This is a genomic window from Vibrio sp. MM46 (assembly GCF_027587135.1).
Lineage (GTDB): Bacteria > Pseudomonadota > Gammaproteobacteria > Enterobacterales > Vibrionaceae > Vibrio > Vibrio harveyi.
In genome coordinates, this window is sequence record NZ_JAPPTO010000010.1 from 157097 (window position 1) to 169056 (window position 11960).

The window sequence follows — 11960 nt, forward strand, 5'->3', positions numbered from 1 at the left end:
ATGTAGCCAGTTTGAAGAGGGAAGCCGAATGCCTATTTATTGTGCGTCTATAACTTGAGGTTATAGGGTAAGGTGAGTGCTAACTTACTGATTCACATGTTGCTTAAGTGAATCAATAAAAAGCTTGGTCGAAATGGATTGCGGTGTATGTTCCGCAAACATGATAGAGATTGAAAATGACAGCGCAGGAGAAAGTGAGCGCACGCTTACCGATTCATCATCTTGATACTGTTTTGCTGTCCATGGATCGACAATCGCAAAGCCGGCATGGTGTTTGACCAGTTCAGCAGCAGCGGCGTAACTGCGTACTGTGATTGCGTGGTGATAATGTTCGTCGCGTGCCGAGAGTGTTTGATGAAGCAACAAACCGAGTGGGTCTCGACTGTCCAAGCCGATGATTGGCAATTCGTGCTGAATCAAATCATCAAACGACATTGTGTCTTCGGTCGAACTGAGTGCCAATTTAGGCGCAATCAGGACAAGTTGCTGCTTGAGTAAAACCTCACTCAAAATTGCGGGTGGGGCTTCTTCACCAAAGGCAATCGCCACATCCAATTCGTGTTTAAGTAAGCCTGAGCAAAGTTCATCGCGGTTTGCCGTTAATAGCTCAAATGAGATGCCTTGCTGCTTAGACAAGGTCGCAATGGTTGGAGCAAGCAATTGGGAAGCTAAGACAGGCGGCGCTCCAACTCTCAAGTGCTGAGTGCCTTGTTTCACCTTATTGGTGAGAGAGCGAAATTGCCCAAGCTGTTGGTAGACTTTCTCTGCTTCTGGCAGTAGGGCTTTGGCTTCTTGGGTTGGTACTAAGCGACCTTTGACACGCTCAAACAGGGCAAAGCTAAGTTGTTGCTCCGTATGGGCAAGTACCCGAGTGACATTGGGTTGCGATACATGCAATAAGCGCGCGGCACCAGAAACGGTTCCGGTTTGCATGATGGCGTAAAAGACTTCCAATTGTCTTAAATTCACTGCGCTGTCCTGTTCATTCGTTTGAGCTTGAAGCTAGCTTATCCAATTCCTACGCTTTTTAACAATAGTTGCTCGAACTTGTCCTATAGATAAAAAGAAAGCCCCAGCATAACGTCCGGGGCTTGGTCCTTATTTGATAAGCCATCGTTAGATGATGGCAGTCTGCAATCGCTAGTAGCCTTGATCTTCTTGCGCTTGTGCTTTCGCCATTTGAATTGGATCGAGTTTGAGCGTTTGAGTTGGGAATGCGATGTCCGCTTCGTGTTCTTTAATGATCGCCATTACTTGCAGTAACACATCTTGCTTCACTTCATGGTAACGCACCCAGTTCACTGTTTTAGTGAAGGTGTAAATGAAGAAGTTTAGTGAGGAAGCTCCAAACGAATCAAAGTTCACAATCAGCGTTTGACGCGTATCAATATCTTTGTGGTTTTGTAGCATTTCACGTACTGCATCGATGATGACGGGTACTTTTTCTGCATCATCATAACGTAATCCTATCGTTTCAAAGATGCGTCGGTTTAGCATTCGCGATGGGTTTTCTACGACGATATTGCTGAACACTGAGTTTGGTACATAGAGCGGTCTTTTATCGAAAGTACGGATACTGGTCATGCGCCATCCAATACGTTCAACAGTGCCTTCGATTTTACGATCTGGCGAACGAATCCAATCGCCAACTTTAAATGGACGATCGAAGTAAATCATTAAGCCGCCAAAGAAGTTGGACAGTAAGTCTTTTGCTGCTAAACCGACAATCAAACCACCGACGCCACCAAAGGTTAGCAAACCAGAAAGGCTAAGTCCGAATGCTTGCATGACGGTAAGCACACCAATCACGATGAAGAACAGGCGCGCGACTTTGGCGATCGCTTGCACCGTGGTTTCATCACGAGTTTTCTGTTCCAGTACATAGTCTTCAACATTAGTGATAAGACGCATCACTATCCAAACTAATATGCTGATCACTAGGATGAGTTTGAGTGTGCTAAGCCAGTTGAACTCGTTGCCTAACTCACTTTGCAAAACAATGCCGATTGATACCGTAGCGGGCCAACACCAAATGAGTGTGCTGACGGGGGTTTTTAACGCTTCTAATAAAAGGTCATCCCAATGGAAGGGGGTTTTCTCTACAAGAATCGCGAGGCGCGAATGCAAGACACGCCAAGCAATCCAAGCAAAGAAGCTGGCTATCGTGATAAATAAAACGCTGCTGCTCCAATCTTGGTGGTTAGCCATGACGTAAGTTTGAAGTTCTGTAAACCACTGTGGCATAAGTAAAGTTTCTTTTTATAGAACAATGGGGGAAAGGTAGCAGAATTTACCAATTCGCCCTAGAAAAATGATGAGGCGGAACGAAAGTGACAAAGTCTCGTTGTGTTGTAACAGGGATGTTTTGCTGTTTACATTGCCATTAATGACTTTTATCTTAATTCAAGATGATGATAGGTATGACGAAATGTAAAGTATGAGTAAATCAACCTATGAGATGTGATAGAACTCGTAGATTGAAAGATAAGCACTACCATACGAACCATCAATTGTAGGTTCTTTGACTCATCGCTAACATTTATCACATTTAAATATGAGACTTTAAGGTCACTTTGAAATGCGGAGACGAACCATGGAATTTACAGAGCTAGACCGAAATGCGCTCTACGACATTTGGATGTCGCAAAAAGCAAAAATGCACCTTACCCAAATGGAGATGGCAAAACGTCTAGGTTTAAGTCTACATGAGTTCTCTTCGTTGTTACGCGGTAACGCACCATTAACTTTGGGCTTTGTTAAGCAGTTATGTGAGCAATTGCACGTTCGTCCCGGACAAGTTATCCCATCAATGACCGAACGCGATGTATCGGGTTCTGGTTCGGTTTACTTACAAAACAGAGTGACCGTAGACGGCGACATTCGTAACGTTTTTATTGAAGGCAACCAAGTGGTGATTGAATACGAACATCACGTCCGCTAATTCAAATTTCTAAAAAAGCGAGCTCATTGAGCTCGCTTTTTTGTTAGGGGGAGAGTCGGCAAGGTCTATGGAATCTTCACCAAAGAATCACGCGACAGATCGGCGATAGTTTTTGCGCCAGTGAGTGTCATCGCTACGCGCATCTCTTTGTCATACAAATCAAGCAAGTTTTCAACACCCGCACCGCCTTGTGCCGCTAGTGCGTAAACAAAAGAGCGACCAAGCAACGTACAGTCAGCACCAAGCGCCAACATACGAACGACATCCAGACCAGTGCGGATACCGGAGTCGACGAAAATCTTTAGGTCACCTTTTACTGCATCTGCGATGCTAGGCAGAGCTTTCGCTGTCGAAAGGACACCGTCAAGTTGACGCCCACCGTGGTTGGATACAACGATGCCGTCTGCACCGAAGCGAACTGCGTCTTTTGCATCTTCTTCGTCTAGGATGCCTTTGATGACCATTGGTCCGTCCCAAAAGTCACGAATCCACTCTAGATCTTTCCAAGAAATCGAAGGATCAAAGTTTGCACCGAGCCAGCCAATGTAATCTTCCAGCTTCGTTGGTTCGCCACGGTAAGTAGAAATGTTCCCTAAGTCGTGAGGTTTACCTAATACACCGACATCCAGTGCCCAGCTTGGATGGCGCATGGCTTGGAATACTCGGCGCATCGCCGCATTTGGACCACTCATACCAGAGTGCATGTCACGGTAACGAGCACCTGGAACTGGCATATCTACGGTGAAAACCAGTGTCGTTACACCTGCCGCTTTCGCGCGCTCAAGTACGTTCTTCATAAAGCCTCGGTCTTTTAGAACATACAGTTGGAACCACATTGGGCGTTCGATCGCAGGTGCGACTTCTTCAATAGGACAAACGGATACCGTTGACATGGTGAAAGGAATGCCTTTCTTTTCTGCGGCTTTCGCGGCTTGTACTTCGCCACGTCTTGCGTACATACCAGTAAGACCAACAGGAGCAAGTGCGATTGGCATAGCAAGTTTCTCACCGAAGATCTCAGTCTCTAGGCTTAGATCGCTCATGTCACGCAGAACACGTTGTCGCAACGCAACATCACCTAAATCATCGGTGTTGCGTTTCAGCGTGCGCTCGTCGTATGAACCACCATCAATGTAATGGAAAAGAAATGGAGGCAGCTTGGCTTTCGCAGCAGCGCGGTAATCTGTAGAAGCAGAGATAATCATAATAGTGTGTCCTGGCTGTTATTCTAAGATTGCGTCCTGAGTCAATGAGCACCTGCTCTGTCAGTGTTCCACTGACTGCCATCCTTTCGGCAGTCGACGTCAGAATAGAGTATAGATAAGTGATTGAGCTGTGGTGGATTCCATACACTGAACAATCAATTATCTGCACTGAAAAAGACTGGTACACCGGTCGGGGGATTGATGCAGCAAGCCACACCAAAAGTGTCGGGGTAGTAGTGCAGACCGATGTACCAGAGAAAGAGCAGGGCGGGGGAAGCCCTGCATTTATTATTAATTCATTAAAGCGTCGGTGATTTGGAAACCGTAAATTAGAATCAGACCGATGATGCCAGTTACCACGAGGTAGTAGAACGTTGGAATTACCGTCTTACGTAGCGTTGCACCTTCGCGTCCTAACAGGCCAACGGTTGCGGATGCAGCAACCACGTTGTGGATAGCAATCATGTTACCCGCAGCTGCGCCTACCGCTTGTAGAGCCACGACAATGGCACTTGAGATGGTCAGTGTCTGTGCTACTTCGAACTGGAATTGGCTGAACATCATGTTCGACACTGTGTTAGAGCCGGCGATGAATGCACCAAGGGCACCAACGGTAGCACTCAACGCCGGGAATGCTGAGCCAACTAGGTCTGCTGCGAAGTTTGCCGTGGTTACTGGCATACTTGCGAGATCTGCACCGTTGACACCTGAGTTAATGAAGATGCGAACCATAGGAATGGTGAACACAAGAACAAAACCTGCACCAATTAACGTCTTACTCGATTCGCCAAACGCTTTACCCAATGATTTCGCACCACCACCTTGTAGAAGAACCGCAAGCAATGCTACGAAGACTAGGATGCCACCAGGAAGGTATAGAGGTTGAATCGCTGTGCTGATGCCTGTCTCGCCAAGAATATTACCAAACGAAAGGCTTACGCTCTTAAGTAGACCTTTGAACTCAGGGCTAACACGGCTTGCAACAAGGATAATCGCTAGTAGTACGTATGGAGCCCATGCTTTGGTCAGACTCATTGGTTTGCCTGGGTTGTCATCCAGATTGATCTTTAGAGAGCCGAGCCATTCTGCTGGCCATTTATCTTCGCTTTCGAAATCCCATTTTGTTTTTGGAACAAGGAAGCCTTTCTTCGCCGCGGTAACCACAATGGCTAGACCAACTAGACCACCAATGAGTGATGGGAACTCTGCACCCAAGAACACGCCTGTAAGTGCGTAAGGAACGGTGAAAGCAACACCAGCAAATAGTGCAAATGGCAAAATGTCTAGACCTTCGCTCCAGCTCTTGTTTTTACCGAAGAAGCGAGTCAGCATCATTGCCATTAGCACAGGAATTAGCGTGCCAACGGTCGCGTGAATCATTGCCACACTTGCGGTGATTTGTTGCAGGTAGGCATCCCACGTTGAACCGTGTGCGACAAGTGCTTCACCAATGTTGTGTGTATCTAGACCTTTATTCACACCCACGATGATTGGTGTACCAACCGCGCCAAATGATACTGGTGTTGATTGGATCATCATGCCCATCAGGACCGCTGCAAGAGCAGGGAAACCAATCGCAACCAATAGTGGTGCTGCGATGGCTGCAGGTGTACCGAAGCCCGATGCACCCTCAATGAATGAACCAAAACACCAAGCGATGATGATGGCTTGCACTCGACGGTCTGCCGAAATATCAGTAAATCCATTGCGGATAGTCGTGATCGCTCCGGTATGTTTTAAAGTGTTGAGCAAGAAGATGGCACCGAACACGATCCATAGAACAGAGACAGTAATTCCTAACCCTTGGAATACAGAGGCCAGTACGCGAGTAGCTGACATATCCCAAAACATTAGGGCGATAGCGACGGTTAGACCGAACGCAACAGGCATAGCTTTTTTAGCAGGCCAGTTGAGACCAACCAATAATATGGCGGCGACAACAATTGGCGAAAACGCCACAAGGGCAAGTAGGGTTTCACTCATTGGTACATCCTCGTACGCTGACTTCTCGAACGGCTTTATGCTGTAGAGATGATTTTTGTTGTAATGGTTTTGTTAATTTGGCGTGAATTTACCCCTTTATTTTTTATAGATATAGGGAAATAATGAAATTAATTTATTCCAAAAGTGACATAATCGATGCGTGCAGACGACCTAATCCTATTCTCTCAGGTAGTAGAAATGGGCAGCTTTAGTAAGGTGGCTGAAGAAAATAACCTTACAAATTCGGTAGTTAGTAAAAGAATTGCTCGATTGGAAGAAGAAATTGGCGCTCAGCTATTATATCGAACAACGCGTAAATTGACCCTGACCGAAGCGGGAAAGGTTTTGTTACATAGTGCTAAAAATGTGAAGCAAGCCACTCAGGAGGCTATGGATGCAGTTTCAGGCTTTGGTGAGAATGTCAGTGGTCATATTAAAATGTCGGTGCCGACTATCTCCGGTGATTTGATTCTAGCGGACGCGGTTGCAGAGTTTTGTAATATGCATCCTGGTTTAACAGTGGATATGTCGCTTGATAACCGCTTTGTCGACTTGGTTGCTGGTGGTTTTGACTTGGTAATTCGTACCGGCTACTTGGAAGATTCCAGTCTGATTGCGAGGCATATTCTGGACTCTCAATGGGTAGTATGTGCTTCTCCTTCTTACATTGCTAAACATGGTAAACCGATCGAACCGATCGATTTAACGACACACAACTGCTTGCAATACGCCTATCAAACCACGGGGGCAACGGATTGGCAGTTCAAAGGCAAAGATGGCGATTACATCGTTAGAGTCTCTGGATGTTTCTCGACAGATAACGCTACCGCATTACGAAAAGCAGCTTTGGGTGGGCACGGCATTGCCTACGTACCGCGTTGCTTGGTTTATCATGACATTCGTAGTGGGGAGTTGGTGGATATCTTCCCAGAATTGGTTGGTAAAAAGCTAGGTATCTACGCGGTTTACCCTTTTACTCGTCAACCGCCTAACAAAGTGAAGCTTTTAATAGAACACATTCGAGAGCGATATCTCACTATCTCACATTACTTTTAGTCGGTTCATAAATATAAGAAATGTTTCAATCTATTGGTTGAAATTCTGTACCTGAACCCTAAGGTAGGTATTGAGAATAAATCTCAATAAAATAATAAAACTAAACACTTAACTTCAAATGGAGTAACACGGACGTTATGCATTACCCAAAAACTCGTAAAGATTCTGTCGTCGACACTTATTTTGGTCACGACATCGCAGACCCATATCGTTGGCTGGAAGACGATTTGAGCCAAGAAACCGCAGAGTGGGTTTCAGGACAAAACTCAATCACCTTCGATTACTTAGGTCAGATTCCTTTCCGTCAACAAATTCGTGAACTAGTGGCGAACAGTCAGAACTATGAAAAGTATTCTCAACCTTTTGTTCATGGTGACTATACCTACTTCTATAAAAATGACGGTTTGCAGAACCAGAGCGTTTTATACCGCCGTAAAGGGGATGAAGAAGCGGAAATCTTTCTCGATCCAAACACGTTTTCAGAGGAAGGAACGACATCGCTTGGGGAAGTGAAGTTCTCTAATGACGACACTCTTGTCGCCTATTCAATTTCTGAGGGTGGTAGTGATTGGCGTAAGATCTTTGTCATTGACGTCGAAACGAAAGAGCAACTTGAGCCTGAAATCGTAGATGCTAAGTTCACTACGATTTCTTGGCTTGGCAACAAAGGCTTTTATTATGCAAGTTATGACAAACCAAAAGGCAGTGAGCTTTCAGCGCGCACTGAGCAGCACAAGCTTTACTACCATGAGCTAGGCACATCACAATCTGAAGACAAAGTGATCTTTGGTGCATTGGAGTCACAAAAGCACCGTTATGTAGGAGGAGTGACAACCAAAGATGATCGTTTCTTGATTATCACTGGTGCAGAATCGACATCAGGAAACAGACTGTTTTATGTCGATCTTACTTCAGAAGAGCAAGCAGTGAGTACGCTTCAAGATACTGTCGAAGGTGACACTTATCTTATCGATAACCAAGATGACACATTGATCTTTTACACCAATTTGGATGCGCCAAACGGCAAGGTGGTTGGCTACAACACTCAATCTCAACAATGGACAGAGATCATAGCCGAGCAGGAACAACCACTGGATATCAGCAAAGGTGGTGGTTATTTGTTTGCCACTTACATGGTTGATGTTCTCTCCAAGGTTCAGCAGTTTACTTATCAGGGGGAGTTGGTACGCGAAGTCACTCTACCCGATCAAGGCACCGTATATGGCTTACAAGGCAAAGCAGAAGACAAGACGCTTTATTATACTTTTACTAACTACGTGACCCCTCCAACCATCTTCTCTTTTGATGTAGAAAGTGGTGGTTCAGCGCTTTACCAAGAATCAAAAGCGCCGTTTGACCGTCAAGAATACGAATCTCAACAAGTGTTCTATACCTCGAAAGATGGCACGCAAGTACCGATGATCATCTCTTACAAAAAAGGCACCAAACTCGATGGTAGCGCACCAACCATGCTTTATGGCTACGGTGGTTTTAATATCAGTTTGACGCCGATGTTCTCGGGAAATATTGCGAACTGGCTAGAACTGGGCGGCATCTACGCGGTGGCAAACATGCGTGGTGGCGGTGAGTATGGCAAAGCTTGGCACAATGCAGGTACTCAACAACAAAAGCAAAATGTGTTTGATGACTTTATTGCCGCGGCGGAATATTTGATTGAGAAGAACTACACCAGTTCAGAGCGTCTTGCGATTCGTGGGGGCTCAAATGGCGGCTTGTTAGTTGGTGCGTGTATGACTCAACGTCCAGAGCTGTTTAAAGTCGCGATTCCTGCGGTTGGTGTATTGGATATGCTTCGCTACCACACCTTTACGTCTGGTGAAGGCTGGAAGTACGACTACGGCACGTCAGAGCAAACTGAGGCTATGTTCAAGTATCTACTCGGTTATTCACCCGTACACAACGTGAAAGAGGGCGAGTCGTACCCTGCGACGCTTGTCACGACCGCAGACCACGATGACCGTGTGGTACCTGCACACTCATACAAATTCATCGCAGAGTTGCAAGACAAGCATCAGGGAGACAATCCAGTATTGATTCGTATTGATGTTAACGCAGGACATGGCGCGGGTATGCCTTTGAGTAAACAAATCGACCTGACCACGGATGTTTACGCGTTTGCGTTACATAACATGGGCATTACTGCACTCGATATTTAAAGGCTAACGACCTGACGCTAAGTTGTTTTCCTTGGCGTCAGAGGCTAGCAGCCAGTCAGGTGGGAGATACCATCTGAAACACATAAAAAATGCCGCGAAATCATTCGCGGCATTTTTCATGGTTGGGGGAACTCAATTTGATAGTTAGGGTGACTAAGCCTAACTTTGAACCAACCAGTCTCGGCGGCCAAACCGAATGGCAGCTATACCATTTTCGTAGTTATGGTGAAAATCTCACCATACTTTAATCCTAGTGTATGAATATGAAACTGTGATTAATCTAAGCAGCATCATGTTGATTTTCATTGTTTTCAAGATCAAATGAGGCATCAATCAGCTTTCTAGTGTAATCACTTTTCGGGTTATGGAAGATCTCTTCCGCAGTCCCTTGCTCCATTACCTCACCCTTTTGCATGACCAATACACGATCAGAAAGTGCTTTAACGACAGAAAGGTCATGGCTGATAAAGAGGTAGCCAATATTGTGCTTTTTCTGCAGATCTTTTAGCAAATCAATGACGGTTAACTGAACAGAGCGGTCGAGAGCTGAGGTTGGCTCATCAAGCAAAATGAAAGAAGGCTCAAGAATCAACGCGCGCGCAATCGCAATACGTTGACGCTGACCGCCAGAAAACTCGTGTGGGTAACGGTTAATAGATGCTGGATCTAGACGCACTTCACGCAGCACATCACGCGCCTTTTGCATTCGTTCCGCTTTGTTCATTTGAGGTTGATGAACGGTTAGTCCTTCAGTAATGATTTCGCCAACGGTCATACGAGGCGAAAGCGAACCGTATGGGTCTTGGAAAACCATCTGCACGTCTTTCTTTAGCGCAAAGCGTTCTTTGTCCGTCAGAAGCGCTAGGTCTTGCCCTTTGAACTGAATTTTACCCGTTGACGGTAGTAAGCCAATCAATGCACGACCAAGGGTTGATTTGCCGGAGCCTGATTCGCCAACGATACCTAGGGTCTCTCCTTGTTTTAACGCCAAGGAGATGCCTTTCACGGCTTCAAAGTATTCATTTTTACTCGCAATGAAGTGAGGTTTAACAAGAAACTTAACGCGGATGTCATCGGCTTTTAGCAGTTCAGTTGCATCTTCTCCAATTGGGTCTTTGCTGCCTTTTGGAATCGAATTAATCAACATCTTAGTGTAATCATGTTGCGGGTCTGAGAAGAGCGCTTCAGTGATGCCCTCTTCGACGACTTCACCTTTACACATGACTAATACTCGGTCTGCAAAGTGCTTCACAACGCCTAAGTCATGAGTGATAAATAGGATCGCCATGCCCATCTTGGCTTGAATCTCTTTAATCAGATAAAGCACTTCTGCTTGGACGGTGACATCGAGCGCAGTGGTTGGCTCATCAGCAATCAGGATATCTGGTTCGTTGATCAATGCCATGGCAATCATGATGCGTTGCAACTGACCGCCTGAAAATTCGTGCGGGTACTTATTATAAGCTTGTTGAGGATTTGGTAGATGCACCAAATCGAACAGTTCAAGTACTTTTGCTTTGGCTTGTTTTTTACTTACAGGGCGATGACACATAATGGCTTCTGCCACTTGAATACCAACGCGCATGTAAGGATTGAGTGAGGTCATCGGCTCTTGGAAGATCATGCCAATACGATCGCCGCGGATACTCTGCATCTGACGTTCGGTTTTATCCAGTATGGACTCGCCTTCGAAGAAGATAGAAGAATCTGTGTGCAAAATGGCATTGTCTGGCAGCAGTTTCATCAACGCATTGGTTGATACTGATTTTCCTGAGCCGGATTCGCCTACGATAGACAGTGTTTCACCAGCTTTGAGATCAAAGCTCACCTTCTTTACTGCATCGACGATACCATCGTTTGTCGTAAAACTGACAGATAGGTTACTCACCGAAAGAATGGTTTGTGTGGACATCACGTTTCCTTGTGTATCGAGTTGTTATTACTTTTATGCTGTCGCCTTGCCGTGGCAAATTCCTATGCCTTATCGCTCAAATGATCAATTATCTTGAACGATCAATTATATAGCTGAGTCGCTCCGGTTTCTGCAGAACTCATGGTTTGTAAATACAAGAACTGCTCATGAGCACGAGTGACATGATCGAGTTCTATCATCCACTCTGCATTTCTCTGAGCAGAGCAAAACGCTGCCATATGAGCCAACAAATCTTCACTGTGTTTGCTGAGCATCTGGCTCACTCGACCAATTAAATCGTGGCTTTCTAGCTGTAAAAACTGGAGTAGCGCATAAGATTGATTAAGAGCCGAGAACGCTTCTTGCTGCATTCCTAGTTTGTTTAGGATTTCAGATTGCGCCACGCTGGCATCGCGTAAACCACTCACTAAACATACGAACTGGCATGGCTTAGTTTGTTCATTTTCAAGAGCGGAGTGAATGTGATTTGGCAAATGGTTGAGCACATCTTCGTACAGACGATGGGCTTCAGGCCAGTGACCTTGCTCCATCAATTGCTCTGCTTTCAAGTAGCGCATCCAGCATTGCTCAATATTCATCTTCGTCTCCACAAAATTCGATTTGGATAGATATTAAATGAAATTAATTATCAATTGCAAGTGCGACTTATTAGCATTTTAAACTTA

Annotated in this window: 9 protein-coding genes; 3 read left to right on the plus strand and 6 right to left on the minus strand. The window is 45.4% G+C overall.

The window, feature by feature from the left end; translation table 11 throughout:
* Positions 1-84 precede the first annotated feature (84 nt).
* Entirely contained in the window at positions 85-969 is an 885-nt protein-coding gene (locus OH459_RS13405; protein ID WP_269987131.1) for a LysR family transcriptional regulator, read from the minus strand.
* A 171-nt stretch (positions 970-1140) separates the two neighbouring features.
* Entirely contained in the window at positions 1141-2244 is a 1104-nt protein-coding gene (locus OH459_RS13410; protein ID WP_009703553.1) for a mechanosensitive ion channel family protein, read from the minus strand.
* A gap of 349 nt (positions 2245-2593) precedes the next feature.
* Between OH459_RS13410 and OH459_RS13415 the strand changes: the two genes are divergently transcribed.
* Positions 2594-2941, plus strand: a complete 348-nt coding sequence (locus tag OH459_RS13415; protein ID WP_005452917.1) for a helix-turn-helix domain-containing protein — start codon at positions 2594-2596, stop codon at positions 2939-2941.
* Positions 2942-3006: 65 nt separating this feature from the next.
* Here the strand turns inward: OH459_RS13415 and lldD are convergent, their stop codons facing one another.
* Positions 3007-4146 (minus strand): FMN-dependent L-lactate dehydrogenase LldD, encoded by a 1140-nt coding sequence (gene lldD / locus OH459_RS13420; protein WP_005452916.1) that lies wholly within the window; start codon positions 4144-4146, stop codon positions 3007-3009.
* A gap of 291 nt (positions 4147-4437) precedes the next feature.
* Positions 4438-6129: an L-lactate permease gene (locus OH459_RS13425; RefSeq protein WP_005452915.1), complete on the minus strand. Its 1692-nt coding sequence runs from the start codon at positions 6127-6129 to the stop codon at positions 4438-4440.
* 156 nt (positions 6130-6285) lie between these two features.
* On the opposite strand from OH459_RS13425, the gene OH459_RS13430 reads away from it, so the two are divergent.
* Both OH459_RS13430 and OH459_RS13435 read left to right on the plus strand, forming a co-directional pair.
* A complete protein-coding gene (locus OH459_RS13430) occupies positions 6286-7185 on the plus strand; it encodes a LysR family transcriptional regulator (RefSeq protein ID WP_005452914.1) in 900 nt (299 codons plus the stop codon).
* Positions 7186-7322: 137 nt separating this feature from the next.
* A complete protein-coding gene (locus tag OH459_RS13435; protein ID WP_269987134.1) occupies positions 7323-9362 on the plus strand; it encodes a prolyl oligopeptidase family serine peptidase in 2040 nt (679 codons plus the stop codon).
* Between the two features lie 280 nt (positions 9363-9642).
* On the opposite strand, the gene OH459_RS13440 is transcribed toward OH459_RS13435, so the two are convergent.
* Together OH459_RS13440 and OH459_RS13445 are read right to left on the minus strand one after the other, a co-directional pair.
* Complete coding sequence (locus OH459_RS13440; protein ID WP_050932550.1) at positions 9643-11274, minus strand: ABC transporter ATP-binding protein; 1632 nt, start codon at positions 11272-11274, stop codon at positions 9643-9645.
* A gap of 101 nt (positions 11275-11375) precedes the next feature.
* Entirely contained in the window at positions 11376-11873 is a 498-nt protein-coding gene (locus OH459_RS13445) for a hypothetical protein (protein WP_005452911.1), read from the minus strand.
* Positions 11874-11960 lie beyond the last annotated feature (87 nt).